27 protein-coding genes and 1 tRNA gene are annotated in these 25,209 nt (G+C 63.5%); 17 read left to right on the forward strand and 11 right to left on the reverse strand.

What is annotated here, in order from left to right; genetic code table 11:
• Positions 1 to 3: 3 nt before the first annotated feature.
• On the reverse strand, positions 4 to 597 hold the full coding sequence (locus tag ACYG9Y_RS23825; RefSeq protein WP_023732688.1) for a hypothetical protein: 594 nt from the start codon (positions 595 to 597) through the stop codon (positions 4 to 6).
• Between the two features lie 92 nt (positions 598 to 689).
• Positions 690 to 2,402 carry an urease subunit alpha gene (ureC, locus tag ACYG9Y_RS23830; protein ID WP_031195771.1) on the reverse strand — a complete coding sequence of 571 codons (1,713 nt, stop codon included), beginning with the start codon at positions 2,400 to 2,402 and terminating at the stop codon, positions 690 to 692.
• A 180-nt stretch (positions 2,403 to 2,582) separates the two neighbouring features.
• On the opposite strand from ureC, the gene ACYG9Y_RS23835 reads away from it, so the two are divergent.
• Together ACYG9Y_RS23835 and ACYG9Y_RS23840 are read left to right on the forward strand one after the other, a co-directional pair.
• On the forward strand, positions 2,583 to 2,945 hold the full coding sequence (locus ACYG9Y_RS23835) for a hypothetical protein (protein ID WP_023671233.1): 363 nt from the start codon (positions 2,583 to 2,585) through the stop codon (positions 2,943 to 2,945).
• A 123-nt stretch (positions 2,946 to 3,068) separates the two neighbouring features.
• A complete protein-coding gene (locus ACYG9Y_RS23840; protein ID WP_023739720.1) occupies positions 3,069 to 3,566 on the forward strand; it encodes a hypothetical protein in 498 nt (165 codons plus the stop codon).
• Positions 3,567 to 3,592: 26 nt separating this feature from the next.
• Here the strand turns inward: ACYG9Y_RS23840 and ACYG9Y_RS23845 are convergent, their stop codons facing one another.
• The 5 genes from ACYG9Y_RS23845 to ACYG9Y_RS23865 are packed head-to-tail and all read right to left on the reverse strand — an operon-like array spanning position 3,593 to position 5,949.
• Entirely contained in the window at positions 3,593 to 3,898 is a 306-nt protein-coding gene (locus ACYG9Y_RS23845; protein ID WP_023729012.1) for an urease subunit beta, read from the reverse strand.
• A gap of 8 nt (positions 3,899 to 3,906) precedes the next feature.
• Positions 3,907 to 4,500, reverse strand: coding sequence for a HupE/UreJ family protein (locus tag ACYG9Y_RS23850; protein WP_023689154.1), 594 nt, complete (start codon positions 4,498 to 4,500; stop codon positions 3,907 to 3,909).
• 29 nt (positions 4,501 to 4,529) lie between these two features.
• Complete coding sequence (locus ACYG9Y_RS23855; protein ID WP_023671229.1) at positions 4,530 to 4,784, reverse strand: DUF1272 domain-containing protein; 255 nt, start codon at positions 4,782 to 4,784, stop codon at positions 4,530 to 4,532.
• A 10-nt stretch (positions 4,785 to 4,794) separates the two neighbouring features.
• Positions 4,795 to 5,097, reverse strand: a complete 303-nt coding sequence (locus ACYG9Y_RS23860; RefSeq protein WP_023671228.1) for an urease subunit gamma — start codon at positions 5,095 to 5,097, stop codon at positions 4,795 to 4,797.
• 30 nt (positions 5,098 to 5,127) lie between these two features.
• Positions 5,128 to 5,949 carry an urease accessory protein UreD gene (locus ACYG9Y_RS23865; RefSeq protein WP_084014374.1) on the reverse strand — a complete coding sequence of 274 codons (822 nt, stop codon included), beginning with the start codon at positions 5,947 to 5,949 and terminating at the stop codon, positions 5,128 to 5,130.
• Positions 5,950 to 6,184: 235 nt separating this feature from the next.
• Between ACYG9Y_RS23865 and ACYG9Y_RS23870 the strand changes: the two genes are divergently transcribed.
• The 3 genes from ACYG9Y_RS23870 to ACYG9Y_RS23880 all read left to right on the forward strand — a co-directional run bounded on the left by ACYG9Y_RS23870 (position 6,185) and on the right by ACYG9Y_RS23880 (position 8,510).
• Complete coding sequence (locus ACYG9Y_RS23870) at positions 6,185 to 6,439, forward strand: acyl carrier protein (RefSeq protein ID WP_023671226.1); 255 nt, start codon at positions 6,185 to 6,187, stop codon at positions 6,437 to 6,439.
• A gap of 5 nt (positions 6,440 to 6,444) precedes the next feature.
• Entirely contained in the window at positions 6,445 to 7,653 is a 1,209-nt protein-coding gene (locus tag ACYG9Y_RS23875) for a beta-ketoacyl-[acyl-carrier-protein] synthase family protein (protein ID WP_023671225.1), read from the forward strand.
• Between the two features lie 152 nt (positions 7,654 to 7,805).
• Entirely contained in the window at positions 7,806 to 8,510 is a 705-nt protein-coding gene (locus ACYG9Y_RS23880; protein WP_023671224.1) for a glutathione S-transferase family protein, read from the forward strand.
• A 25-nt stretch (positions 8,511 to 8,535) separates the two neighbouring features.
• Here the strand turns inward: ACYG9Y_RS23880 and ACYG9Y_RS23885 are convergent, their stop codons facing one another.
• The 4 genes from ACYG9Y_RS23885 to ACYG9Y_RS23900 all read right to left on the reverse strand — a co-directional run bounded on the left by ACYG9Y_RS23885 (position 8,536) and on the right by ACYG9Y_RS23900 (position 13,021).
• The gene (locus ACYG9Y_RS23885; protein ID WP_023683605.1) at positions 8,536 to 8,907 is read right to left on the reverse strand and encodes a hypothetical protein; all 372 of its coding nucleotides are present in this window, start codon (positions 8,905 to 8,907) and stop codon (positions 8,536 to 8,538) included.
• Positions 8,908 to 8,992: 85 nt separating this feature from the next.
• Positions 8,993 to 9,613 (reverse strand): nucleoside triphosphate hydrolase, encoded by a 621-nt coding sequence (locus tag ACYG9Y_RS23890; RefSeq protein WP_023671222.1) that lies wholly within the window; start codon positions 9,611 to 9,613, stop codon positions 8,993 to 8,995.
• 270 nt (positions 9,614 to 9,883) lie between these two features.
• Positions 9,884 to 10,975, reverse strand: coding sequence for a hypothetical protein (locus ACYG9Y_RS23895; RefSeq protein ID WP_023739721.1), 1,092 nt, complete (start codon positions 10,973 to 10,975; stop codon positions 9,884 to 9,886).
• A 234-nt stretch (positions 10,976 to 11,209) separates the two neighbouring features.
• Positions 11,210 to 13,021 carry a methyl-accepting chemotaxis domain-containing protein gene (locus ACYG9Y_RS23900; RefSeq protein WP_023739722.1) on the reverse strand — a complete coding sequence of 604 codons (1,812 nt, stop codon included), beginning with the start codon at positions 13,019 to 13,021 and terminating at the stop codon, positions 11,210 to 11,212.
• A gap of 237 nt (positions 13,022 to 13,258) precedes the next feature.
• Here ACYG9Y_RS23900 and ACYG9Y_RS23905 point away from each other — a divergent pair, with 237 nt between their 5' ends.
• The 12 genes from ACYG9Y_RS23905 (at position 13,259) to ACYG9Y_RS23960 (ending at position 24,683) form a co-directional block, all read left to right on the forward strand.
• On the forward strand, positions 13,259 to 14,233 hold the full coding sequence (locus ACYG9Y_RS23905; RefSeq protein ID WP_023739723.1) for a D-alanyl-D-alanine carboxypeptidase family protein: 975 nt from the start codon (positions 13,259 to 13,261) through the stop codon (positions 14,231 to 14,233).
• Positions 14,234 to 14,663: 430 nt separating this feature from the next.
• Complete coding sequence (locus tag ACYG9Y_RS23910; protein WP_023703727.1) at positions 14,664 to 15,566, forward strand: DUF1003 domain-containing protein; 903 nt, start codon at positions 14,664 to 14,666, stop codon at positions 15,564 to 15,566.
• Between the two features lie 163 nt (positions 15,567 to 15,729).
• Positions 15,730 to 15,806, forward strand: a tRNA-Arg gene (locus ACYG9Y_RS23915).
• A 91-nt stretch (positions 15,807 to 15,897) separates the two neighbouring features.
• The gene (locus ACYG9Y_RS23920) at positions 15,898 to 16,338 is read left to right on the forward strand and encodes an acylphosphatase (protein WP_444849051.1); all 441 of its coding nucleotides are present in this window, start codon (positions 15,898 to 15,900) and stop codon (positions 16,336 to 16,338) included.
• 156 nt (positions 16,339 to 16,494) lie between these two features.
• A complete protein-coding gene (locus ACYG9Y_RS23925) occupies positions 16,495 to 17,148 on the forward strand; it encodes a Rieske 2Fe-2S domain-containing protein (RefSeq protein WP_023739724.1) in 654 nt (217 codons plus the stop codon).
• Positions 17,145 to 17,990, forward strand: coding sequence for an aromatic ring-hydroxylating oxygenase subunit alpha (locus ACYG9Y_RS23930; protein WP_023739725.1), 846 nt, complete (start codon positions 17,145 to 17,147; stop codon positions 17,988 to 17,990). Before ACYG9Y_RS23925 ends, ACYG9Y_RS23930 begins: the two co-directional genes overlap by 4 nt.
• Positions 17,987 to 18,646 (forward strand): glutathione S-transferase family protein, encoded by a 660-nt coding sequence (locus ACYG9Y_RS23935; protein WP_023683611.1) that lies wholly within the window; start codon positions 17,987 to 17,989, stop codon positions 18,644 to 18,646. Before ACYG9Y_RS23930 ends, ACYG9Y_RS23935 begins: the two co-directional genes overlap by 4 nt.
• A gap of 1 nt (position 18,647) precedes the next feature.
• On the forward strand, positions 18,648 to 20,027 hold the full coding sequence (locus ACYG9Y_RS23940) for an amidohydrolase (RefSeq protein ID WP_023739726.1): 1,380 nt from the start codon (positions 18,648 to 18,650) through the stop codon (positions 20,025 to 20,027).
• 26 nt (positions 20,028 to 20,053) lie between these two features.
• Positions 20,054 to 21,151, forward strand: coding sequence for a BMP family ABC transporter substrate-binding protein (locus ACYG9Y_RS23945; protein WP_196814159.1), 1,098 nt, complete (start codon positions 20,054 to 20,056; stop codon positions 21,149 to 21,151).
• Positions 21,152 to 21,154: 3 nt separating this feature from the next.
• A complete protein-coding gene (locus tag ACYG9Y_RS23950; RefSeq protein ID WP_023739727.1) occupies positions 21,155 to 22,678 on the forward strand; it encodes an ABC transporter ATP-binding protein in 1,524 nt (507 codons plus the stop codon).
• On the forward strand, positions 22,675 to 23,775 hold the full coding sequence (locus tag ACYG9Y_RS23955; RefSeq protein WP_023695008.1) for an ABC transporter permease: 1,101 nt from the start codon (positions 22,675 to 22,677) through the stop codon (positions 23,773 to 23,775). The genes ACYG9Y_RS23950 and ACYG9Y_RS23955 overlap by 4 nt, the downstream gene beginning before the upstream one ends.
• Entirely contained in the window at positions 23,772 to 24,683 is a 912-nt protein-coding gene (locus ACYG9Y_RS23960; protein WP_023710456.1) for an ABC transporter permease, read from the forward strand. Before ACYG9Y_RS23955 ends, ACYG9Y_RS23960 begins: the two co-directional genes overlap by 4 nt.
• Positions 24,684 to 25,209 lie beyond the last annotated feature (526 nt).

A 25,209-nucleotide genomic window follows, 5' to 3' on the forward strand; every position in this document is an offset into this window, starting at 1 on the left:
TGTTCAGACGATGGTGTCGAAGAGCCGCAGGATGAACGATATCTGATAGATCAGCGTGCCGACGACGAAGGCAATGTGAAAACGGCGGTCGCGCACCAGTATGGCGGCTATGCACAACACCACGAAAACCGGCGTTCGGAACAGATATTCATTGCCGTAGCGGGCGAAATGCTCGGGACCTTTCAGCAGCGTGTCGACGACATCGAGCAGATAGGTGGTCGCCAGCAGGCCGAAGAACCAGCCGCGGCGCGAATAGAAGAAATCCTCGTAGCTGGTGTAGTCGAGCATCGAATCCGGAAACAGCAGCGCGCACAGCAGGAACAGCGTGATGGCGTAGAAGATCAGGAACAGGTACTTGCCGAAAGTCCAGACCTCTATGGTGTAGAGGCCGAACTCCCACCACCAGAAATGCACCAGCAGCAACAGCATGGAGGCGACCCAGCCGAGGTGCACGGGATAGAGCCTGTACTGGCCGGGATGCTGGACGATGCGCGCCACCCCCGACAGCAGGCGAGCGACGCCAAGTCCGATCACCATGCCCATGACGATGCGGATATGCGGGAAGATGTCGTGGGCGGAGGCTATTTCGGTGGCCATGACCTGCTACGCGGTTTCTTTGAGCCGCATATTGCGGCGGCACCGACCGGCTCGCAATGGAATTTGCCGGGTCGATCAAATCGCCACTCGCCTCAAAACAGGAAATACCGCTGCGCCATCGGCAGCACGGTTGCCGGCTCGCAAGTCAAGAGTTCGCCATCGGCGCGAACCTCATAGGTTTCGGGATCGACCTCGATATGCGGCGTGGCGTCGTTGAGGATCATCGAGTGCTTGCCGATGCCGCCACGGGTATTTTCGACCGCGACGAACTGCTTGTCGACGCCGAGCCTGCCATGCAGGCCGGACTCCAGCGCCGCCTTCGAAACGAAGGTCACCGACGAGTTGGTCCTGGCCTTGCCATAGGCGCCGAACATCGGGCGGTAGTGCATGGGCTGGGGGGTCGGGATAGAGGCGTTGGGGTCGCCCATCGGGGCTGCGGCTATCATGCCGCCGATCAGCACCATGTCCGGTTTGACGCCGAAGAAGGCTGGGTTCCACAGCACCAGATCGGCGCGCTTGCCGACCGCGATCGACCCGATGTCCCTGGACAGCCCATGCGCGATGGCCGGGTTGATGGTGTATTTGGCGATGTAGCGGCGGACGCGGAAATTGTCGTTGTTGCCGGTCTCCTGCGGCAATGACCCGCGCTGGCGCTTCATCTTGTCGGCGGTCTGCCAGGTGCGGATCGCCACCTCGCCGACACGGCCCATGGCCTGCGAGTCCGACGAGATGATCGAGAAGGCGCCGATATCGTGCAGAATGTCTTCCGCCGCGATGGTCTCCTTGCGGATACGGCTTTCGGCAAAGGCGATGTCTTCAGGGATCGACGGCGACAGATGGTGGCAGACCATCAGCATGTCGAGATGCTCGGCCAGCGTGTTGACGGTGTAGGGCCGCGTCGGGTTGGTCGAAGACGGAATGACGTTGGGCAGGCCGCAGACCTTGATGATATCGGGCGCATGGCCGCCGCCGGCGCCTTCGGTGTGGAAGGCGTGGATGGTGCGGCCCTTGATGGCGGCGACGGTGTTCTCCACAAAGCCGGATTCGTTCAGCGTGTCGGTGTGGATCATCACCTGCACGTCGTAATCGTCGGCAACCGACAGGCAGCAATCGATGGCCGCCGGCGTCGTCCCCCAGTCCTCGTGCAGCTTCAGCGAGCAGGCCCCGCCCAGCACCATTTCCTCCAGCGCTGCCGGCAGCGAGGCGTTGCCCTTTCCGGACAGGCCGATGTTCATCGGGAAAGCGTCGAAGGACTGGATCATGCGCGCCATGTGCCAGGGTCCGGGCGTGCAGGTGGTGGCCAGCGTGCCATGCGCCGGGCCGGTGCCGCCGCCGAGCATGGTGGTGATGCCCGACATCAGCGCTTCGTCGATCTGCTGCGGACAGATGAAGTGGATGTGCGCGTCGAAGCCGCCGGCGGTGAGGATCTTGCCCTCGCCGGCGATGATCTCTGTACCGGGGCCGATGATGATGGTGACGCCGTCCTGCGTGTCGGGATTGCCGGCCTTGCCGATCGCCGCGATGCGGCCGTCCCTGAGACCTATATCGGCCTTGAAGATGCCGGCCGTGGCATCGACCACCAGCGCGTTGGTGATGACCGTGTCGACCGCGCCGCCGGCGCGCGACACCTGGCTCTGGCCCATGCCGTCGCGGATGACCTTGCCGCCGCCGAATTTCACCTCCTCGCCATGGACGGTGAGGTCCTTTTCGACCTCGATAAACAGCTCGGTATCGGCCAGGCGCACTCTGTCGCCGACCGTCGGGCCATACATCTGCGCGTAGGCGGCGCGGGTAATTCTAGCCATCAGTCAATGCTCCCCAAACGAGAGTCCGGCCGCAGCCGAACTCCACATCGTCGCCATCCAATGGTCATGCAATGACCCGCTCGGCGACACCTTCTGATCCCATTTGGCCGTTGAGGTGGCCGTGCCACCCCAAACCGCCCGTTTGCCAAACCCTTGGCCAAATCGATGAAAGGAAAATACATGCGCAAAATCATCGTTCTTGCAGCCGCCGCCACGCTGGCCTCCGCAACCGTAGCCGGCGCCCAGCAGCAGCCCACGCCGCAACCGAAGCCGGCGGCGCCCAGCGCTCAGCCGGCGGCGCCGGCGATCCAGAAGGTCAACATCGTCGATATCAGCGAATTGCCCAAGGCCACCCAGACGCAGGTCAATCAGGTGATCGCCCAGCGTGGCGATGCCGGGCTGCAGAAACTGCGCTCTTCGATCGACGCGACGCCGCAGATCAAGTCGGCGCTCGAAGCCAAGGGGCTCACCTCGGCACAGGTGGTCGCCGCCAGCATGACCACCGATGGCGCGCTGACCCTTGTCACCAAGAAGGCAAGCTGAAAGAAGCGCTTGGCGGGCCGGCACCCGGCCCGCCAGCCCACAGGGAACCTTCGACCGACAGGAGGCGTTTCGTTCCTTTGGCGCCGAACGGCGTTGCACAGAAAAGTCCACCAGGAGCGAGCAATGCCTGTCTTTGCCGACACCAGATGGCTCCAGAGCCTTGCTGCCTGCACATTTCTCGCAGCTTTCGGCCCGCAAGCCGCGCAAGGTCTTGAAAGCGCTGACGCCGTCAACCGGGCCGACACCGTCAACAGGATCGTCGGCTCCGATGTCCGGCAGGAGGAGGCGCGGACGGAACCACAGACCAACAAGATCATCACCGCGATCGAGCGGACGCGTGAGAACATCGGCGCCGTGCGCAAGACGTCCAAGCTCGATACTGTGGATATCGTCTTCCTCACCGACGCGGCGCGCAGCGAAGGCGGCCCGCCGCCGGCGGTCGAGAGCCAGGTCGAACAGCATCAGGATGACATTGCGGAACTGCGCAAGGAGATCGACGCCAACGCCTTGCTGTTCAACGCCATCGATTCGCGGCGCGTGCTTACGGAAGACGTCCTTGCGGTGGAATTCGACGGCTCGGCAAGAATCGTCATCTACGCGGCGGCCAGGCCGTCGAACTGACCTCAGGGCGCCCGACCCCGTCGATCTCACAGCCTGCCCATGATCTTCTGCTGAAAACCGTAGACCTCGCGTTTTCCTCCGAACGGCACCAGCGTGACGTCCCGCTCTTGTCCCGGTTCGAAGCGCATCGCGGTGCCGGCGGCAATGTCCAGACGCCTGCCGCGCGCTTTGTCGCGATCGAATTTCAACCCCTCATTGGTCTCGAAGAAATGGTAGTGGCTGCCGACCTGGATCGGCCGGTCGCCGCTGTTGGCCACCTTCAGCGTCACCGTCGGCAGCCCCTTGTTGAGCTCGATGTCGCCGCTTGCCGTGATGATTTCGCCGGGAATCATCGTTAGCCTCACAAAACGCCGAAGACCAGGCCGACGGCGACTGCAGCACAAGCGGCGCCAGCGGCGCGGGCAAGCCCGCGAAAGCGCATGCCGAGGCCAAGGCCGGCAGCGATGCCCATGGCATGGAGAAGTGCGGTGGCAACGGCAAAGCCGGCCATATAGTCAAGTCCACCGGCATTTTCCGGCACTTCGGTGCCGTGGGCATGGCCATGGAACAGCGCGAACAGGCCGATGATGGCGACTCCGGCCGAGACCGGCAGATCGACCGCCAACGCCACCAGCAAGCCAAGCGCGACGACGGAGGCAAGGATGCCCGGTTCGACGAAAGGCACCGGCACGTGGAGCATGCCGAGCGCGCCGCCGACCAGCATGACGCCGACAAAGGCCAGCGGCCAGGCCCAGATTGCCTTGCCGCCCTTGAGCGCCGCCCACAGGCCGACGGCTACCATGACGGTCATATGGTCGAGGCCGGACAGCGGATGCGCGAAGCCCGCCGCGAAGGACGAGGTCGTGCCGATGCCGACATGGGCATAGGCGGGCATCGCCGCCGCCAGCAGCAGGATCGCTGCAAGCGTGGTGCGTTTGGTTGAAGCAGAGATCATCGGTCTTCCCTTCGAAGTCACGAAAACAATCACGCAGCCTTGCGCGGGCCGCAGCCCTCGGCCTTGAGCACGCGTTGGGTCGAGGCCGGATATTTCACCAGTTTCTCCACTGGGCGGATCGGGCGTGCGGAAAAATTGCCGCCGCAGTTCGGGCAGACGCCGCCCAGCACATGTTCAGCGCAGTCAGCGCAGAAGGTGCATTCAAAGGTGCAGATCAGCGCGTCCGCCGCTTCCGGCGGCAGGTCCTTGTCGCAGCATTCGCAATTCGGTCGCAGCTCCAGCATCGTTTTCTCCTCACCTGATCGGTTCGTGAACGGTCACCAGCTTGGTGCCGTCGGGAAAGGTCGCCTCGACCTGCACGTCGTGGATCATCTCGGCGATGCCTTCCATCACCTGCGCGCGGGTGATGACATGGGCGCCGGCCTCCATCAGTTCGGCGACCGGGCGGCCGTCGCGGGCGCCCTCGACGACGAAATCGGTGATCAGCGCGATCGCTTCGGGGTGATTGAGCTTGACGCCGCGTTCCAGCCGCTTGCGCGCCACGATCGCCGCCATGGCGATGAGCAGCTTGTCCTTTTCACGCGGCGTCAGGTTCATGCGCTTTCCTGGATTTGGCCTGGATTTGGCTCAGAGTGACCATAATTTGGGCAGACCCGCCCGCCCGTTGAGCAGTTCGACGAGCGGAACCAGCCGCTTGCGCAGCTGATAGCCGTCCTCGGCAAACAGCCTCGCAAGAAGCTTGCCAGATTTTTTGACGCTCCAGGCGCTGGCATCGCCGTCGGCGCCGACGATGTCGCGGGCCGGATCGAGCAAGCCTTCGGCCTGCGGCGAGACCATCAGCAGCGTCGCAGCGGCAATGGCGCCGCCGGCGACCGCCGGGCGGCCAAGTGCCGCCGCGATAGCCGGCCCGATGCGGAAATCCTCGGCATGAACGAGCGCACCATCCTGGCGGACACGCCAACGGTCGTGGAAATGGCCGTGCGCGGCCTCTTCGCCCATGGCGAGGCGGCCGAATATGGTGGCTTCAAGCAGCAATGCCTCGGCGCCTGCGGCAAGCTCGACCTCGAGCGTGCGGGCAAAGGCCGAGCGGTCGAAGACGATGGTTTCCTGGGGCAGCCAGGCGATACGCCCGCCCGCGCCGACGCTGAGCTTCACCCGAACTTCGGCGCGGTCGCTAGCGGCACGATAGATCTTTTCGCAGGCCTGGGTGGTTATCGAGGCGGAGGCACCTGGCCCGACATCGATTTCCCAGCCGAGCCGATCGCCGCCGGTCAGACCGCCGGCGGTGTTGATGAGCACGGCTTCGAGCGGATCGGCCGCAACGGCCGGCATGCGGATTTTGGCGGAGCCGTCCTGATAGAGGCGCAAAAGCCGGGTGCGTCCATCCCTGACGCCGCACGCAAGCCGGGCCGCCCCGGCCGCGCGCTGGGCCGGAAGAGCTGGGATCAAGACATGCTGCAACGTATCCACGGCGCTAACGTTAAGCACTCCCGGCGCTTTGTCGATATGGTGCTTGTTGATATAGCTTGTTGCTTGACAGCGTTTCCGTTTCTATAGAGGGAGCCTCTTTGGAACGGTCATGCTGCGCCTGGCGGGTTTTTGAAGGCGACGGCGATTTCAGTCCAGGCAACAGGGGCGCCAACCAATCGGCACCGCGACGTTATAAAATTGGGGAAGGAATCGAATGGCTGACGAGCTGGCAACGGAAATCATCGCCAAGATCAGGGCACATGCGGAGCCCGGTGGCGAAGAGATCACCACCAATACGGAATTGACCGCGCTTGGCATCCATTCCCTGGAACTGACCGAGATCATCTTCGATCTCGAGGAGCAGTACGGCATCGAGATCGAGATGAACACGGTCGATGCCTGGAGCAATCTCAAGAATGTCGGCGATATGGTTGAGGCTGTTCGCGCGCTGATTGCGAAAAAAGCCTGAGCTGAATGCAAAAGCGCGTCGTCATTACCGGCATCGGCGGCATATGCGGGCTCGGCGCCAATGCGCCTGCAATCTGGAACGAAATGCGGGCCGGCCGATCGGCCATCGGTCAAATCAGCAATCCCGGTTTGCATGATTTGAAGGTCAAGGTCGGCTGCGAAATCAAGACGCTGCCCGACCATGGCATCAGCCACAAGCAGACCGTGTCGATGGACCGCTTCAGCCTTTTGGCGACGATTGCCGCGCGCGAAGCCATGCAGCATGCCGGCCTGACATCGACTGAAGCAACCACCTACCGGATGGGCGCGGTTGTCGGCGTCGGCGTCTGCGGCTGGGAGGCGATCGAGGAGAACTATCGCGCCATCCTGGTCGACGGCAAGAACCGGGCCGGCATCTTCACCGTGCCGAAAGTGATGCCGAGTGCGGCATCCGGCCATGTCAGCATGAATCTCGGCCTGCGCGGGCCGGTGTTCGGCGTCACTTCGGCCTGCTCCTCGTCCAATCACGCCTTTGCCTCGGCGGTCGACCAGATCCGGCTCGGCCGCGCCGATGTCATGGTCGCCGGCGGCACCGACGCGCCGCTGCTTTGGGGCATCCTGAAGGGCTGGGAGGCCCTGCGGGTGCTGGCGCCCGATACCTGCCGGCCGTTCTCGGCCGATCGCCAAGGCCTGTCGCTCGGCGAAGGTGCTGGAATGGCGGTGCTGGAAACGTATGAACACGCCATGGCGCGCGGCGCGACCATTCTGGCCGAATTTGCCGGAGCCGGCCTTTCCGCCGACGCTTCCGATATCGTCGCGCCGACTGTCGAGGGACCGACGGCGGCGATGCGCGCCTGCCTGGCGGACGCCGGGCTCAATCCTGAGGACGTCGACTATCTCAACGCCCACGGCACCGGCACCAAGGCCAACGACCAGATCGAGACGGCGGCAATCAAGCGCGTCTTCGGCGACCATGCCTATAAGCTGTCGGTGTCGTCGACCAAGTCGATGCATGCCCATTGCCTCGGCGCCTCGGGCGGCCTGGAAATGATCGCCTGCGTGATGGCGATCCGCGAAGGCATCGTGCCGCCGACGGCCAATTTCCGGCAGGCCGACCCCGACTGCGATCTCGACATCACGCCGAATGTGGCGCGCGAGCGCAAGGTGCGCGCGGCGATCAGCAACGGTTTTGCCTTCGGCGGCACCAATGCCGTGGTGGCGTTCAAGGCGGTCTGACGGCAAGCGACTGGCCTGAGCGACTGGCCCTGAATGACTGCGAAGACGGTGTGTGCACCTTCGACCGGTTGATCGGCAAAGAAGCCGAGGATAATCCTTCGCAACTCGCCAGACGGCGCGATACCGCGCCAAATTCCCGACCGGAGCTTTCGATGACCGACCTGTCCGCCTTTCCGATCACCAAGCGCTGGCCGGCCAGCCACCCCGACCGCCTGCAGCTCTATTCCGCGACGACGCCGAATGGGGTGAAAGTCTCGATCGCGCTGGAAGAACTCGGCCTCCCCTACGAGGCGCATCTGGTGGATATCGGCAAGGACCAGAGCTGGACGCCGGAATTCCTGTCGCTGAACCCGAACGGCAAGATACCCGCGATCATCGACCCCGACGGGCCGGGCGGCAGGCCATTCGGCCTGTTCGAATCCGGCGCCATCCTGCTCTACCTCACCGACAAGACCGGCAAGCTGATCCCTGCCGATCCGGCGCGGCGCTACGAGACCATCCAATGGGTGTTCTTCCAGATGGCGGCGATCGGGCCGATTTTCGGACAGGTCGGGTTTTTCAACAAATTCGCCGGACGCGAGATCGCCGACAAGCGGCCGCTGGATCGCTACCGCAATGAATCGCGGCGGCTGATCGGGGTGCTGGAGACGCGGCTGAAGGGTCGAACCTGGATCATGGACGACGACTATACCATCGCCGACATTTCGATGCTGGGCTGGGTGCGCAATCTGATCGGCTTCTACGAGGCGCGCGAACTCGTCGGCTTCGACGACTTCCCCACCGTCGCGGCATGGCTGGAGCGCGGGCTGGCGCGGCCCGCGGTGCAGCGCGGCCTGACCATCCCCGCCAGGAATTGACCTCGGCCAGCCGAAGCAGCCGGGTCTATTTCGCCTTGGCCTTGCTTTTCGAGCCGCCCTTGCCGATGACGGACGCAGCGAGCGACGCAGCGCCCCTGGCTGTCGCCGCCACCGCACCAGCGGCGACATTGGCGGTCGCCTTGACGGTGCGCATCGCGCCGCCGGCCACCGAGCCGCTGCTTGCCGGCTTCTTGGGTTTGGCGGTTTTCGCCGTCACCTTTGCCGTCGCCACCGGTTCTACCTTCTTTGGCGCCGCTTTGCCGAAAGCCGGCTTTGCGTCCTTGGACCGCTCGGCGATCGCCGGGCCGGCGCCTGCCTTCGCCTGCGTGGCCTTTGCCTGCCTGGCTTTGGGTTGAGCGGTCTTGCTCTTGGCGGGTGTTTTTGCCTTGGTTGCCATCTGACGGTTCCCTCACGGCGGCACGATTGCCGATGAGAGATAACGACCTGAAAGTCTTAAGGTTCCCGTTCCGAAGTCCAGCGAACTATGCGGGATCGCCAACAACCAGGTCGGCGGACCTGCGACGGCCGAGCACGCGATCGATGTTGGGCATGTCGTTGGAAGCGATCCAAGCGCGGGCGTCTTCGTCGGAGCGGCCATGCTCGTGCCAGCGCACCAGAAGGCGGCGCTCGAGTTCGGCACGCGGCACATCGACAAAGATGGTGAAGTCGAACAGCGGCGCCAGCCGCGACCACGGCTCCTCGTCCAGCAGGAGGTAATTGCCTTCGACCAGGATGAACTTGGTCTCGGCGGCAACGATGGAGGCGGCGGCGCGCGACAATTCCATGCTGCGGTCGAACACCGGAATGGCGATGTCTGGCTCGCCCGAACGGATGCGCTTCAACAGCGTCTCGAAGCCGGCGAAGTCGAAAGTCTCCGGCGCGCCCTTTCTTGACCGCAGGCCGCGCTGGTCGAGCACGATGTCATCATAGTGGAAGCCGTCCATCGGCACGACTTCAGCCGCGCCCTCCGGCAACAGATCATGCAGGCCGGCCGAGAGCGTCGACTTGCCGGCGCCGGGCGGGCCGGCAATGGCGACGATGAAGCGTTTCGCCTTGCCAGCGCGCTTGAAGATGGTGGCGGCGAGATGGGCGATTTCGGACATTGGGCGCTTCCAGTTATGCTTTGCATCTTGTCGGCAGTTTGAGGAAATTTCAAACCGCGATTTGGGCAATCTCACGACATCCGCCACGTCAGCGCTGCCCCTCGTCGCCCTGCCGGTGTCCAGCCGATAGATGGGTAACACTTCTCCTCCCAATGCGTCCGCCGCAGCGCCAAGCAGATTGGTTGGCGCGGCGATGCGGCGGACAAGCTCCATGTGCCGTGTGTCGAGGATGCCGGCAGGCAGGTGAGGGGCAGGGCCAGCGTTCGAAAATCAGCAGGGCTGGCCGATCCGCAGGAAATCGCTGTCGAACCTGACATCGCGGGTCGAACCATCGGCTCCGGTGAGATGCATGTGACCTGAGGCTGTCCCGATAGCGCGCGGCGGCTCGCCGCTCGCCAGCGGCAGCGTGCCGATGACATGGCGGAAGGAGACTTCGCCGCCGAGGGTAAAAGCGGTCGCGACCCCTTCGCGCTTCAGCCAATTGTCGTCGATCGATGCGGCATGGCCGATGGCGGCGCGGCCGTCCTCGATGCCGAGCACGCCGCGATGGCGGCTGCTCCACGGCGCGTAGTCGCGGCCGCCATTGCTGAACCACAGCATGGTGACCGGAAGCTCCGCCGGGTTCTTCAGCACCAGCACCAGATCCTGTTCGGCCCGGCGCGCCAGCGCCGTCCAGCCCGGACCGTCATGATCGGCTTCGACCAGGGTGATGAAATCCTCGCGCTCATCCTCCATGCGGTAGTCGGTGAGATCGAGCGTGCCGCCGCCAGTGGCTGGAAAGCGCGTCAGATCGGTCGAGCGGGCGGGATAGGAAAGCTTGAAGCGGCCGCGGGCCGGATCGGGCTCCAGCGGTGCGTCCAGTGTCCCGGCAAAGCGCTTCGGCGAAAAGGCCAGCCGGCCGCCATCGCGCATCGCCGCCATCGGATGGTGGGCGGCGGAGACCGCTCCGGAACCGCCGGAAAAGACATGCTCCTGATAGAGAAAGGGATGACTGTTGCGGAGCGTGAAGATCTTGTCGACCGTCGCGCCCATCACCGTGCGGCGCAACCGGAAGACGGCCCGCCAGCCGTCGGATGTCGCTTCGCTGACGGTGACATCCCAGGGGCTGTTGGCCGGCCAGCCATGCAGCGGTGCGGCCTCGATGTCGCTGGCCGAAAACGGTGCGCATAGGAAATCGCCCGACAGCCGCACCGTGCCTTCAGGCAGGTCCGGCGGCAGCGTCTCGCCAGCATCGATCCAGGGCGCGCGGTGCAGCGGCTTCAGCTGGCGGCCATCGCTGTCGACCGTTATGTCGGCGATATGGCCGACAGTGAGATCGAGCGTGACCGAAATGCCCTTTGCCTTGATCGTGACCGTATCCATCCGCGCACCTGCTGATTCTGATGGCAGCGAACAAACCCGCTCCGCGAGGGATGCGCAAGCACAGCGACCGGCATTTTGCATCAGGGCGATTTTTCCTCCCCCTTGTGGGGAGGGTCGGCGAGCGATCGGAGCGAAGCGGAGATCGATCGACGGGGTGGGGGTAGCGCCCTACGAGGACCCCCACCCCGATCCGCTACGCGGATCGACCCTCCCCACATGGGGGAGGGTGGGCGCCTACTGCCGCTTATACTCGCGCACCGGCGACTTGGTGCCGTCGGTGTAGGTGACCTGCACCGCCATCGACGTCACGTTGTCGGCGACCTTGAAGTAAGGCTGGTAGTCATAAGGAATGGCGTACGGGTCCTTCTTGTCGCAAGGCGGCAGCTTGATCTCCCTGTCGAGCGCCGTGCCGTTCAGGCTGTAGCGCACCTCCTTGATGCCGCAGCGGAATGACAGCATCTGGGAGAAATAGACCAGGCCGTGATTGCCGCTGGCGTCGAAGGCGATCCACGACGTCCAGAACTGGTCGAGGATCTGTTTGTTGCCCTGTTGCAGCGCCGCGTCCGGATCGAAACTTATGTCGAACGGCCCGGTCTCGCGGCCCCTGAGATCGAGATACTTGACCCCGATGGTGGTGGCCGTGGTGCTGTCGGGCAATTCGAAGCTCGGATTGGGCATCGGCTTGCCGGTGCGCTGGTCGTTCATCGCCATCAGCCCGGTGTCGGTGAACGGACCTGACACACCCATGCGCCAGGAAATGCCGGTCGCGGCCTCGGGCAGCGAGATGGAGATCGTCCAGCCGGCATTGGAGCGCATCGGCGTCAGCGTCGGGGCAAAGCGCGCTGGGTCGAGCACGTCGCCAAGCGCGGTCAACCGGCTGCGGCTGCGATCGAGCCAGTCGGCGAGCTGCGTCTGGTCGATGAAATATTTGAGCAGCCTGCCTTCCTTTTCATAGGAGACGAACCTGGTCAGCGCCTCGGCCTCGCTGCGCTTGTCGGACAGCGACTGGACGCCGAGGCGATCCTCGGAAAACTCCTGCGCGAGCAGGTAATAGGCCGGTGCGAAATCCGGATTGGCCGCGATGAAGGCGTTGAGCTTGTCGAGACGTTGGGCATCGTCGAACTGCAGGATATGGACCAGCTTGATCGACAGCGCCTTGGCCTTGTCGGCCAGGGCGCCGAACACTTCGCGGGCGCCGGCCTTGCCGTCCTGCACGCGCAGCAGGGTGGCGAAGCGTGTGTAGGGATCGACGGCGTCGACGTCGAAACCGGCGAAAGCGAGATAGGAGCGCCGCGCATTCAGCATGTCGCCGGACAGCTCGTAGACGCGGGCATTGTGGTAGAATTCATCCGGCCGCTTCGGCTCGGCGATCGCCCCGCCCTGCGCGGCCAATGCGGCAAAGCCCTTGGCGATGGTGTCGATCGAGGCGGCGATCTGCTCGGTGGTCGCCTGAAGCTTGTCGGCCTGCTCGGCCTGTTTCTGCTGGCCGGCAGCAAGCGTTTCGGTCGTCTGCTTGACGGCCTCTACCGACTTTTGCGTCTGCGCGCCCTGCTCAGCCTGCTGCTGCTGGGTCGACGCAATTTCCTCGGTCTTCTTCGCCACCGCGTCGGTTGATTGCTTGACCTGGTCGACCGCCAGCTTCGTCTCGGTTACCGTTTGCTCGATCCTGGCCACCCTGGCCGAGACGATGCCCATCTGCTGCTGCAACTGGGCGATGGCCGGCACCAGGCCGGCGATCACACCGTTCTCCGAATTGGTCTGCTGCTGCAGGCCATAGACGCCGCCGGCGACGGCGGCAGCGCTGGTGGCAAAGATCAGCGCCGGCAGCGCCTTGGCGGCCAGCACCAGCCGCAGAACGATGGCAATGGCGATGACGGCGGCGGCAACCGAAGCGACCAGCGCGATATAGGCGGCGAACGGCGCCAGCGGATTGAGGATGTCGGAAGCAGCGCCGCCGATGAAAGCGACGCTGCCGGCCCATTTGCCGGTGCGGCTGAGCGAAGTCCTCATAAGAGATGGCGCAGCCGCGCCGATGTCACCGGTCATTGTCAAGTCCCCCAAGCAATTGCCGCCTCTATAGCAGCAGCGCGACCCCGCAGGCAAAACAGGACAGGAAGCAGGCGATTTCGGGGCGGGGGATTACGGAGTTGGTGAGTAGCGAAGACCGAAGTCACAGCTAATCTCCCCCGCAAGGGGGGAGATTGGCAGCTCCGCCGTTAACCAAATGGACGAACACAATGGGTTAGGCTAGGTTCCGGCCCTCTCAGCAACGCCGGACTTGCCTTGCCAAACTTCCATCTACCCTCCCTCGTCCAAAAATTTCTCGCAGCCCTGCTGCTGCTTGTCTTCGTGGCCGGCTGCAGCACCACCGCACCGCCCGACAGCGTGCTCGCGGTGCCGGCGCCGCAGGAGAAATATGCGGCCATCGTCGTCGATGCCGGCAGTGGCAAGACGCTGTTCGAAGTCAGTTCGAGGGCGCAACGCTATCCGGCGTCGCTGACCAAGATGATGACGCTCTACCTGCTGTTCGAGGCGCTGGAGTCCGGCCGCGTCTCGAAGGAAACGCAGATCCCGGTCTCGGAGAATGCCGCCCGGCAGCCGCCGACCAAATTGCGCTTCAAGCGCGGCGAGAGCATCGATGTCGATTCGGCGATCCGGGCGATCGTGGTCAAGTCGGCCAATGACGTGGCGGTGGCGGTGGGCGAATATCTCGGCGGCTCGGAGAACCAGTTCGCCGCCATGATGACCTCGAAGGCGCGCCAGATCGGCATGAGCAGCACCGTCTTCCGCAACGCATCGGGCCTGCCCGACGATGGCCAGCACACATCGGCGCGCGACATGGCGACGCTCGGCATGGCGCTGCGCGCCCGCTTCCCGCAGCAGTTCCACTATTTCTCCGAAAGCGACTTCATGTTCCGCGGCCGGCTGGTGCGCGGCCACAACGACATGCTCGGCCGGGTGCGCGGCGTCGACGGCATCAAGACCGGCTATATCAGGGCATCCGGCTACAATATCGTCACGTCCTACAATGCCGACGGCCGGCATCTGATCGTCGTGGTGATGGGCGCCGACAGCGCACGCCAGCGCAACGACCATGTCGAAGCGCTGATCCAGCGCAGTCTTTCGCCGATGCTGGCCGATACGAAGACGCGGCTGATGTTTGCGGGAGACCAGCCGGCAGCGTCGCCGCTTCCCGGCCTGCCGCCGCCTGGTTTGCCGGCGCAGGGGTCGCAGTTGCCTGGTTTACCGCCGCAATAGAACCCGTCGTTGGGTGGAGGAACTCTGAAACGCCGGCGGGACAGCACCCCCTCTGGCCTGCCGGCCATCTCCCCCTCAAGTGGGGAGATTAGCAGCTTCGGCGTCTCGCCTCTTTTTCGTGTTTGGCGAAGCCATGGCAACATCTGATCTCCCCCCTTGAGGGGGAGATGTCCGGCAGGACAGAGGGGGGTCGTGAAGGATCGCTGCCTCATCTTAACTCTGCAGCAGGCGCGACCTCCGTCGGCAACAGCACTTCGGCGGTCTGGTTGCCGACCAGCAGGCGAGCGAGGCCCCGGGGGGCTGCGCCGCCACAGGCAATTGCAGCAGGCATTCATCACAAGCGCTTGCACAAGCCCGCAATCGTCACCGCGGCGGTGGCTATGCCGCCTCGCCTTGGCGTATCGTGGGCGCGACAGCAGGAGCCGGCATCATGAGCCCAAAACCATCCGAACAGGCCGACAATGAAAACGACAGCGGCGGCGAGTATTTCGAGGCGCCGCCCGCCCACGACGCCGAACTGGTTGCCGACGAGGCGCTGGAAGCGCCCGATGTGCCGGACTCCGAACCTCATGGCCGCCTGAAGCCGAAGCGGAAACCATCGGCGATATCGGGCCGCAAATTCCGCAAGCGTGACCTGGTGCGCATCGACGACCTCAGGCCGAGCCTGGCCGACCGCATCCGCTCCGATCATCCCGACCTGCCGCGCGGCGCCCGCATCAGCCGCGAGGAGCTCGGCCGCTACCGCATGCGCTACATGGAGGAGCTACTGCAGCAGGAGCATGGCGAATTCTCCGAGCTCGACCGCCAGGTGGTCGAATCGATCGCCAGGCAGGACACGATTTCGGAAAACTCGGAAGAGGAGTTCGAGGAGCACCGCTCGTTCGCCGACCGCGTCTCCGACAACATGGCGGCTTTCGGCGGCAGCTGGTGGTTCCTGATCTCGTTCGGCAGCGTGCTTGCGGTGTGGATCGGCATCAATTTGATCGCGGGCGTGAGCAGCGCCTTCGACCCCTACCCCTTCATCCTGCTCAACCTGCTGCTCTCCTGCATCGCCGCCATCCAGGCGCCGATCATCATGATGAGCCAGAGACGGACGGAGGCCAAGGATCGCCTGCGCTCGTTCAACGACTACCGGGTCAACCTGAAAGCCGAGCTGGAAGTGCGCCATTTGCACGAAAAGCTCGACTATCTGATCTCGCGCCAATGGACGCGGCTGGCCGAAATGCAGCAGATGCAGCTGGATGCGATGCACGAACTGACCGGCGCGAAGAAGGCGAAGCGGGCGCCGCGCAGGGTGCGCAGGCGGGTGGCGAAGGTGGAGGTGGCGGGGTGAGTCCCGGGCTGAGGCTGCAGGGCGGACGCGAAGTTGCCAAGCCGCGCGACGTGGCTTCGAAAAATATCGCCACGCCAATTGCCCGTTGAAGCCCGGCGCGGCTTCCGCTAAGAAGCCGTGGCTGGCCGGCCTATCGGCTGGTTCGTTTTCAGGTTCCTTGAAGGCACCCGTAGCTCAGCTGGATAGAGCGCTGCCCTCCGAAGGCAGAGGTCACAGGTTCGAATCCTGTCGGGTGCGCCACTTACCGATGTATTACAATAGCTCAGATAACCCTAAAGCCCGTCACGCTGAACGGATTCATGCGACGCGCTTGAAGTCTTTGTTTTAATGCATGTCGTTGTCCCAGGACCGCGGCTCACTTCTGGGCGACATGCATGAGTGCCCGGGTCTAGGCACGGGCGATCAGTCGATATTCGGTGTTATTGGCGCGTCGATTACCACTTCCGCCCGTTCAGTCAGACGCTATGCTGCTGACCGTGACACCAAGGCGCGCGTTCCGTTCGTGATGAAGCAAAGTCAACACCGCTTGCATGAGCGGATGACCATTCGCGGCCACCTCGAACCCGCGTCCTTCGTGCCCTGGATCATGCGCCATGCGGCCAAGCTCGGTCTCGCGCACCACATCGCTCATGCAAGCACCGATCGCATCGAACTCGATATTGCCGGTGCGGCGGAGCTGATCGACATGATGGAGATGGGATGTTCGCTTGGGCCCATTGAGGTCTGGGTCGAGACGATCGACCGCGCGCCTGTCGAGCAAAAAAACATATAGCTTTGCGTGTGGTTACCTCGGTTTGCACTTAATTTAACCAATATTGCAATTGCGAAATTATTATGCATACGTCAGCCGCATCGAGCGGTTCGCCAACTCCTTGCGCCGGCATCTCTCTGGTCGGGAAACAGTAGTATCAGTACGGAAAGTAAGGTCATGCTGTCCGACAAGACGGACACCTGGGTGCCGGTCGCCCTTACCCAGGATCTGCCAACAGGACAGGTAATGCCGGCGCGGACGCCCGCCGGTCCCATTGCCCTCTGGCGAAGCCAATCGGGGCGCTTGGCGGCATCGGCGGATCGCTGTCCGCATCGCGGCATGCGCCTCTCCCATGGCTTCGTGCGCGGCGAGGCGCTCTCCTGCATCTATCACGGCTGGACCTATTCGCAGGCCGGTCAGTGCCTGCGCATTCCTGCCCATCCCAGCCTCACGCCGCCGGAGACGATTCGAGTTGCGACCCGGTTGGTCGAAGAGGCAGGCGGGATCATCTGGGTCGCGGATGGAGAGCCTGACGGCAAGCCACCCCTTTTTGAGGGTTACGTCCCGCTCCGTTCATTGACGGCCCGCGCCGGAAGTTCGGCGCTCTTTGTCGCTGCCGGTACGAAGGCCACCGTTGAAGGATGCGTCTGGCAGGCACCCGGCGCGCCGGCAATCCGCCTGCTGCCTATCCCGCAGGAAGCCGGCGAGACGCTGATCCACGTCCTTGTTCCAGCCGATTGCGATGCGTCCGAGCGCATCGCCGCCTCGCGAGCCGCCGAGAGCCTTCGGCGCGTGGCCGAAGGGATCGAGGCGAAAGGGGCTGTGCCATGATCAACGATGCGATGCGCGACGAATGGTATCCGGTCGGGCTTTTCAGCCGGCTCGACCGCGAAGGACGCGAGACCACCCTGATGGGCGAGCCGATCAAGATTGCGCTCGACGCCAATGGCGCGGCGAAAGTGACAGGCGAAAACGGGCGCGTGCTGCCGGTTTCGGTGCGCTATGGCCATATCTGGTCGTCGCTCGGCGAACCGAAGAAACCGGTCTTCCCGATTCCCGAAGCAGACCAGCCCGGGCGCCGCTTCGTCGATGTCGGCGTGGTGCGGGTGCGCTGCTCGCCGCTCCGCGCCGTCGAGAACTTCCTCGACATCGCACACTTCCCCTTCGTCCATACCGACATCCTCGGCTCGGAGCCGCATACCGAGGTCGAAAACTACAAGGTCGAGATCCGCGAGGAGGAGGACGAGGTCTGGGCGACCCAGGTGAAGTTCTACCAGCCGCAGGCGGCGAAATCCGCGAGTGGAGGTATCACGACGGAATACATGTACCGCGTGCCGGCTCCGACCTGCTCAGTCCTCTACAAGACCTGCCCGCCGCGCCCGGGCGAATGGGATGTCATTACGCTATTCGTCCAGCCGCTTGCCGAGGATCTCTGCGACGTCTGGCCATGGATGGCGCTTTTCGATGACGAGACACCACTGACCGATCTCATCCATTTCCAGCAGACGATTTTCCTGCAGGACCGCTCGATCCTCGAAAACCAGATCCCGCGTCTTCTGCCGCTCGATCCCGGCATGGAAATCCCGACGCGCGCCGACCTGACCTCGGTCGCCTATCGCCGCTGGCTGAAGCGCCACGATTATACCTACGGCGCGCAATTGGTGGCACAATGAGGCTTTACGACTACGTCCTCTCCCCAAGTTGCTACAAGGTGCGCCTGATGGCGACGCTGTCAGGTGTGAAGCTCGAAATCCGCCCGGTCGACTTCCATCCCGGCGCCGAGCATCGTGGCCCCGAGCTTATGGCGCTTAATCCGGGAGGCTCCATCCCGATCCTTGAAGACGGCGACCTGATCCTGACCGAGTCTTCCGCCATGCTTGGCTATCTCGCCGCGAAGGCAGCACCGGCCTGGCTCGGCAGCGGCGCCCCCGAGGAGACGGCGCGCATCCAGCAATGGCTCTCCTTCTCGCACAGGCTGACCGCCAACCTCGGCGGCGCGCGCCTGCATGAGATGCTGCTGCGCCCCGGTGACATCGGTGCGCTTCAGGCCAATGGCATAGCGGCACTACGTGAGCTGGAAGCCGGCCTTTTCGAACAAAAAATGCGTGGCGATCGGTTTCTCGCATCCGACCGGCCGACGATTGCCGACATTGCTTGCTTTCCCTATGTCGCGCTCGCGCCCGACGGTGGCGTTTCCCTCGATCCGTATCCCACGATCCGGCTCTGGTCGCGAGCGCTCCGCAGCCTCGACAATTTCATCGAGATGCCCGGTATCCACCGGCTACACGAGTTGAAGCCCGAACCGCGACCCATGCTGGACGAGGCGTGAGGTGACCGGCTATCTCCTGAAGAATTGCGCAGCGGTCATCACCGACGAGGGCAGGGGTCCGAGCGTCCGGCGCAATGTCGATGTGCTGACGAATGGCCCGCAGATCGAGGCAATCGGCGAAGGCCTGCACAGAAGCGAGTTGCCGGCCGGTACTATCGTGCAGGATGCCGACGGCTGGTTCGTCTATCCCGGCCTCGTCAACACGCACCATCACTTCTTTCAGTGCTTTATGCGCAACCGTGCCGAACTCGACTGGACGAAGCTCTCGGTCATCGAATGGCTCGACCGGATCTATCCGATCTTCTCCCGGCTCAACGAGGATTGTTTCTACCACGCCTCTATCACGGCGATGGCAGAGTTGATAAAGCACGGTTGCACAACGGCCTTCGACCACCAGTACAATTTTCCGCGCCATGCCGGAAAACGGCTCATCGACCGGCAGTTCGAAGCGGCCGATCTTCTCGGCATGCGTTTCCATGCCGGCCGCGGCGGCAACACGCTGCCAAAATCGGAAGGCTCGACCATTCCAGACGAGATGCTGGAGACCACGGACGAATTCATTGCCGACTGCGCACGCCTCATCGACACTTATCACGACACCAGTCCCTTCAGCATGCGTCAGGTCGTGGTCGCTCCCTGCCAGCCGGTCAACTGCTACCGCGAGACCTTCGTGGAATCGGTTTCGCTGGCGCGTGATCGCGGGGTGCGGATGCACACCCATGTCGGCGAGGGCGAAAGCCCGATCATCGAGGCCCGCCATGGCATGCGTACGGTGGACTATCTCGAGGACCTCGGATTTGCCGGCCGAGACACTTTCTATGCCCATTGCTGGGAGCTGACGCATGACGAACTGCGGCTGATGGCGGCGAGCGGCACCGGTGTCTCGCATTGCCCGGAGCCGGTCTATCTGGTGGGTGCGGAGGTGACTGATATTCCCGCCATGTCCGCCTTTGGCCTGCGCGTCGGTCTCGGCTGCGACGGTGCTGCCTCGAACGACAACTCCAACCTCATGCACTGCATCCATTCCGCCTACATGCTGCAATGCCTGGCGGCCTCGACGCGCGCTCATCCCGTGCCTGCGCCGGTCGATTTCCTCGGCTATGCGACAACGGGCGGGGCCGCGCTTCTGGGCCGCAATGACATCGGCCGACTGTCGCCCGGCATGGGCGCCGACCTCTTCGCGATCGACACGCGCCGCATGGATTATGTCGGCACGCGCCACGATCCATTGAGCCTGATCGCCAAGGTCGGTATCGGCATGCCCACCGACATGACCATGATCAACGGCCGCATCGTCTGGGAGAAGGGTGCGTTTACCGGGCTGAACGAGGCCCGGCTTGCTGCGGACGCGGAAGCCGCCTTTGCCGCGGTGGAATTCTAACAACTTAAGACAGGGGAACTGACATGCTGAACTATCTGACCCGCAGAACTCTGATGAAGGGCCTTGCCGCGACAGGGCTTGCCGGCGCGCTTGGCAGCCGTCCCGCCTTTGCGGCCGACGAGCCGCTCGGTATCACGCTCGTGCTCCCGTCGCCGGTCGGCGATGTCGGCTGGGGCCATGCGCTCGCCGCCGGCCTCGAGCCGGTCAAGGCCGCATACGGCGACAAGGTGAAGATCACCGTCATCGAGAACATCGCCGAAGGGCCGGACGCCGACCGGATCATGAACAAGACCGTCGCCGACGGTAACAAGTTCCTGATCGCCGGCTCATTCGGCTACCAGAATGGTGCATTACAGATCGCCCGCCGCGATCCTGCGGTCACCGTGCTGCATGCCTCCGGCTTCCAGACCGCGCCGAATTTCTCGCCCTTCGCGGCGAAGTATTTCCAGGGCACTTACCTGCTCGGCATAGCCGCCGCAGCTCTTTCCAAGACCGGCAAGGTCGGCTCCGTCTCGGCCTTCGCCATTCCGGAGCTGATCACCTCGATCAACGCATTTACGCTCGGCGCACAGACCGTAAATCCCGATATCGAGGTATCGGTCGTCTGGGTGAACTCCTGGTTCGACCCGGCCAAGGAACAGGAAGCCGCCAAGGCGCTGATGGCACAGAACTGCGACGTGATCTTCTCGAACGCGCAGGACACACCCTCCGTGATCTCGGCCTGCGAGGAGGCTGGCGTCTACGCGTTCAACCTCAATTCGTCGATGAAGAAATATGCACCGAAGAAATATCTCGGCTGCATCGCGACAGACTGGTCGCCCTTCTTCAAGGCTTCCGTGGATGCCCATCTCGCCGGAACTTTCAAGGGCGCCAACACCTTCCTCGGCGTCGCCGAAAAGGTGGTGGAGGTCGTGGACTGGAACTCAGATATCCCAGCCGACACGATGACGAAGATCAAGGAAGTGGCGGCGAAGATCGCCGACGGCAGCTTCTCGCCCTTCACAGGTCCAATCACCAAGGCCGACGGCAGCGAAGCCGCCGCCGCCGGTGCGACGATAGCGGATCCCGAGATCGTCGCGATGGACTGGCACGTCAAGGGTGTCACCACACCACTGCCGAAGTAAGTCATGACCCCGCCCCTTCTGTCGCTCCGCGGCATCTCGAAGAGCTACGGCCAGATCCGGGCCAACCAAGCCATCGATCTGGACGTGGCGCCCCAATCGATCCATGCGATCCTCGGGGAGAATGGGGCGGGCAAATCGACGCTGATGAAGCTCATCTATGGCGTTGAACAGCCGGACGAAGGCACCGTCGTCTGGAACGGAGAGCATCTGCGCCTTGCCTCGCCGGCTGAGGCACGGCGCAGGGGCATCGGCATGGTCTTTCAGCATTTCTCGCTGTTCGAGACGCTGACTGTCGTCGAGAACATCCAGCTCGTCGTCCCCGGCGGCAAGGCGGAGCTGGCGGGGCGCATCCGCAGCCTCGGCCAGGATTTCGGCCTTGAAGTGGATCCTCTCGCCGATGTGCACGCGCTCTCGGTCGGCGAACGGCAGCGGGTGGAGATCATCCGCTGCCTGATGACGGACCCGAAGCTGCTCATTCTCGACGAGCCGACCTCGGTCTTGCCGCCGCAGGCGGTGAAGAAGCTGTTCGACACGCTCAGGCGCCTTCGCGACCGCGGCGTGTCCATCCTGTTCATCTCCCACAAACTGGAGGAAATTCGCACGATCTGTGACCAGGCGACGGTCTTGCGTGGAGGGCGCGTTATCGGCACCGTCGACCCGCGCGACTATGATGCGCACGACCTCGCCCGGATGATGATCGGCCGCGACATGCCCGAGGTGATGCCCGCGTTGGCCATGCCCGAGGGGGAGAAGCGGCTGGAAATAATCGACATGGACTACACGCCGGACGACCCCTTTGCCACGCCGCTCTCCGGCATCAGCCTCACGGTACGATCAGGCGAGATCCTTGGCATAGCCGGAATATCGGGCAATGGCCAAGGCGAGCTTGCCGCGCTCATCTCGGGCGAAGCGATGCTGCTGAAGGAACAACGCGACCGGATCTACATGATGGGCCGCGACGTAGGCACACTCGATGCGGCCGCGCGCAGGAGATTTGGCTTCGCCTTCGTGCCCGAAGACCGGCTGGGACGCGGCGCGGTCCCTGAAATGTCGCTCGTGCTCAACACCGTTCTTACCGCCCATCCTTTCGATCTCGTGAGGCGCGGCCTCATCAACAGCGCCGGAGCGACGGCTTTCACCAGCGAATGCATCCGTCGGTACGACGTCCGCGCCTCCGGCCCGGATGCCGAAGCGGGCTCGCTGTCCGGCGGCAACTTGCAGAAATTCATCGTCGGTCGCGAGATGATGCTGTCGCCAAAACTGCTTTTCGTGGCGCAGCCGACCTGGGGTGTAGACATTGGCGCTGCATCCGCCATCAGAAGGCGGCTCATCGCGTTGCGCAACCTGGGCGTGGCGATCCTCGTAATTTCCGAGGAACTCGAGGAACTTTTCGAACTCTGCGATTTCATCCAGGTGCTCCATCATGGAATGCTGAGTCCGCCTCTGGTCACGCGGGACACGCGCCCCGAAGACATCGGCAGATACATGATCGGAGCACATGCCTCGCCAGAGAAGGTTCCTGCATGAGCGTTTGGGCCGCGACGTTCCTCCCCGCGCTCGTCCGCCGGGAGCATGCCTCGCTCGTCGCGGCCATGCTGGCCCCGGCTGTCGCGCTTGGCATGGCGATCATCCTCAATCTGGGCCTTTATGTGCTGATAGGCCGAGATCCGGCGGCCGTCCTGTACGCGATGCTTCTCGAGCCGTTCCTCTCCTGGGCATCGTTTGCGGAGGTGCTGCTGAAGGCGGGGCCCCTTCTCCTCATTGCTCAGGGGCTGGCGATCGGTTTCCGCGCAAAAGTGTTCAACATCGGCGCGGAGGGCCAGTTTATCCTGGGCGCTATTTTCGCCTCGGCGATCCCCGTCTGGTTTCCGCAGGCGACCGGGCAGTGGATCTGGCCGCTGATGCTGCTTCTCGGTGCCCTCGGCGGTGCACTTTGGGCATCTATCACCGCCTTCTGGCGCGTCAGGCTCAATGCGAACGAGATCCTGGTCTCCCTGATGCTGAGCCTCGTTGCGGCGCAAGTCCTCAACTACCTGCTGCTCGGCCCATGGAAGGACCCGGCCGGCTTCAATTTCCCACAATCCGTCATGTTTCAGAACGACGCGATGGTGCCGACCCTGATCACCGGTACCCGCGTCAACGTCTCGCTGCTCATCACACTTGCGCTCTCGCTGGTGGCCTGGGTTTTCATGCAGCGAAGCTTCATGGGGTATAAGCTCAAGGTCGGCGGCCTTGCCCCGCGCGCGGCCGGTTACGCCGGCTTCAGCGAAGGGCGTGCGATTTGGCTATCGCTTCTGATCGGTGGCATGGCGGCGGGACTGGCAGGCGCCGCGGAAGTCGCGGGTCCGCTCGGCCAGCTGCAGCGCTCGATCTCGACCGGCTACGGTTATGCGGCCATTATTGTCGCCTATCTCGGCGGCTTGCATCCAGTCGGCATCATCTTTTCCGCGCTCTTCATGGCTGTCCTCTATATCGGCGGCGACAATGCGATGGTGTCGGCAAACCTGCCGATCGCCGCCGTCCGCGTCTTCCAAGGCAGCTTGCTGCTCGCCTATCTCGGCGCTGTGGCCTTCGTGCGCTACCGCATCGAGTGGCGCCGCCCCCATCACCTGAGCCAGCCATGAACGCCGTCGAGTTCATTATTTCGGGCATGCTCGCAGCGGCAACCCCCTTTCTCCTTGCCGCACTCGGCGAGTTGGTGGTCGAGCGCGCCGGTGTTCTTAACCTCGGCGTAGAGGGCCTGATGGCCCTCGGCGCGGTGCTCGCGTTCATCGTCGTCTACCACGGCGGTGGACACCTGCTGGGGTTCGTTGCCGCCGGCCTCGGTAGCGCCGTCCTGTCCCTCGTCTTTGCAGTGCTGGCACTCGGATTCCGGGCAAACCAGGTCGCGACAGGCCTTGCGATCGGCATTCTCGGCCAGGGCCTTTCGGCGCTGTTCGGCAAAAGCTACGAGAGCTTGACGGTCAAGGGGCTCCCGAAACTTGCCTTTCCCGGCCTCTCGGAAATCCCGGTAGTCGGCAGGCTGTTTGTCCAGGACGTCGTCGTATGGCTTTCCCTTGCCGTGACGTTTGCGATCTGGGCGATGTTTGCCTATACGAGAGTCGGCCTTGTCGTGAGGGCAATCGGCGAGAATCCCAAGGCAGCCCATGCCATCGGCTATCCGGTCATCGCTATCCGTATCGCGGCCATAGCTTTTGGTGGCATGATGGCGGGTTTTGCCGGCGCCTATGCGGCGGCGGTGTACACGCCCCTTTGGGCGGACGGTATGATTGCCGGACGTGGCTGGATCGCGATCGCACTCGTTGTCTTTGGTACGTGGCTCGCTGGCCGCATCTTCCTGGGTGCCTGCCTCTTCGGTGCGGTTTCGCTGATGAGCCTCGCCGCCCAGGCGACCGGTCTGGACTTGCCATCGCAACTGCTTTCCAGCCTTCCCTATCTCGTTACGATCGTCGTGCTCGGTGTCATCTCGGCGGACCGCCGCTTGCTCAGGCTGAACGGTGTCGCCTCGCTTGGCGAACCCTTCGAACGTTAGCCGGGATTAAAGTGGATTTGCGAAACTCGGCGTAAGTTGAAGAGATTCGAAACGCCAGCGGACGATCGGCATCCGATCCAAAGGGCAGAAACGCCAAACGGGGCGAAGGTATGCCCGCAAGGGTAGCGCTGACGCCGTCGACTGCGAGCAGCGGAACGATGTGGCGCACAACGCGCCCGACATCGGTGGAGATCGTCGCGGGTTTCTTGGATCGTCCCCTTTTCTGCAGTACGAGCCCCATTCTCGAGGGTCCATTCTCCACCGCAGCCTAGCGAAGCGGCGTCGCAAGATGGCCTGAGGCATGCGCCCGGTAAATTCCCGCATGCGAGCACTCGTCCTGCCTGTCTAAGGTTCCGAGTCTAACCGCAAATCCTCGATTTTTTCCGCCAATTCCAAAATATATATTCCGGTCGCCGAAAGAAGCCATAACAACGATTTCCAATACTACCTATTCTTGCAGAAACTAAAAACGCTACACTCGCGTAATCATATTGGTAACGGATGCTGTTCAACCTGCGTCCAGGCA

This window comes from Mesorhizobium sp. W050, assembly GCF_054719535.1.

Bases quoted from the DNA above. Each gene is read 5' to 3' on its own strand.
- ACYG9Y_RS23825 (WP_023732688.1), bottom strand. From the start codon at position 597: ATGGCCACCGAAATAGCCTCCGCCCACGACATCTTCCCGCATATCCGC.
- ureC (WP_031195771.1), bottom strand. From the start codon at position 2,402: ATGGCTAGAATTACCCGCGCCGCCTACGCGCAGATGTATGGCCCGACG.
- ACYG9Y_RS23835 (WP_023671233.1), top strand. From the start codon at position 2,583: ATGCGCAAAATCATCGTTCTTGCAGCCGCCGCCACGCTGGCCTCCGCA.
- ACYG9Y_RS23840 (WP_023739720.1), top strand. From the start codon at position 3,069: ATGCCTGTCTTTGCCGACACCAGATGGCTCCAGAGCCTTGCTGCCTGC.
- ACYG9Y_RS23845 (WP_023729012.1), bottom strand. From the start codon at position 3,898: ATGATTCCCGGCGAAATCATCACGGCAAGCGGCGACATCGAGCTCAAC.
- ACYG9Y_RS23850 (WP_023689154.1), bottom strand. From the start codon at position 4,500: ATGATCTCTGCTTCAACCAAACGCACCACGCTTGCAGCGATCCTGCTG.
- ACYG9Y_RS23855 (WP_023671229.1), bottom strand. From the start codon at position 4,784: ATGCTGGAGCTGCGACCGAATTGCGAATGCTGCGACAAGGACCTGCCG.
- ACYG9Y_RS23860 (WP_023671228.1), bottom strand. From the start codon at position 5,097: ATGAACCTGACGCCGCGTGAAAAGGACAAGCTGCTCATCGCCATGGCG.
- ACYG9Y_RS23870 (WP_023671226.1), top strand. From the start codon at position 6,185: ATGGCTGACGAGCTGGCAACGGAAATCATCGCCAAGATCAGGGCACAT.
- ACYG9Y_RS23875 (WP_023671225.1), top strand. From the start codon at position 6,445: ATGCAAAAGCGCGTCGTCATTACCGGCATCGGCGGCATATGCGGGCTC.
- ACYG9Y_RS23880 (WP_023671224.1), top strand. From the start codon at position 7,806: ATGACCGACCTGTCCGCCTTTCCGATCACCAAGCGCTGGCCGGCCAGC.
- ACYG9Y_RS23885 (WP_023683605.1), bottom strand. From the start codon at position 8,907: ATGGCAACCAAGGCAAAAACACCCGCCAAGAGCAAGACCGCTCAACCC.
- ACYG9Y_RS23890 (WP_023671222.1), bottom strand. From the start codon at position 9,613: ATGTCCGAAATCGCCCATCTCGCCGCCACCATCTTCAAGCGCGCTGGC.
- ACYG9Y_RS23895 (WP_023739721.1), bottom strand. From the start codon at position 10,975: ATGGATACGGTCACGATCAAGGCAAAGGGCATTTCGGTCACGCTCGAT.
- ACYG9Y_RS23900 (WP_023739722.1), bottom strand. From the start codon at position 13,021: ATGACCGGTGACATCGGCGCGGCTGCGCCATCTCTTATGAGGACTTCG.
- ACYG9Y_RS23910 (WP_023703727.1), top strand. From the start codon at position 14,664: ATGAGCCCAAAACCATCCGAACAGGCCGACAATGAAAACGACAGCGGC.
- ACYG9Y_RS23920 (WP_444849051.1), top strand. From the start codon at position 15,898: ATGTCGTTGTCCCAGGACCGCGGCTCACTTCTGGGCGACATGCATGAG.
- ACYG9Y_RS23925 (WP_023739724.1), top strand. From the start codon at position 16,495: ATGCTGTCCGACAAGACGGACACCTGGGTGCCGGTCGCCCTTACCCAG.
- ACYG9Y_RS23930 (WP_023739725.1), top strand. From the start codon at position 17,145: ATGATCAACGATGCGATGCGCGACGAATGGTATCCGGTCGGGCTTTTC.
- ACYG9Y_RS23935 (WP_023683611.1), top strand. From the start codon at position 17,987: ATGAGGCTTTACGACTACGTCCTCTCCCCAAGTTGCTACAAGGTGCGC.
- ACYG9Y_RS23950 (WP_023739727.1), top strand. From the start codon at position 21,155: ATGACCCCGCCCCTTCTGTCGCTCCGCGGCATCTCGAAGAGCTACGGC.
- ACYG9Y_RS23955 (WP_023695008.1), top strand. From the start codon at position 22,675: ATGAGCGTTTGGGCCGCGACGTTCCTCCCCGCGCTCGTCCGCCGGGAG.
- ACYG9Y_RS23960 (WP_023710456.1), top strand. From the start codon at position 23,772: ATGAACGCCGTCGAGTTCATTATTTCGGGCATGCTCGCAGCGGCAACC.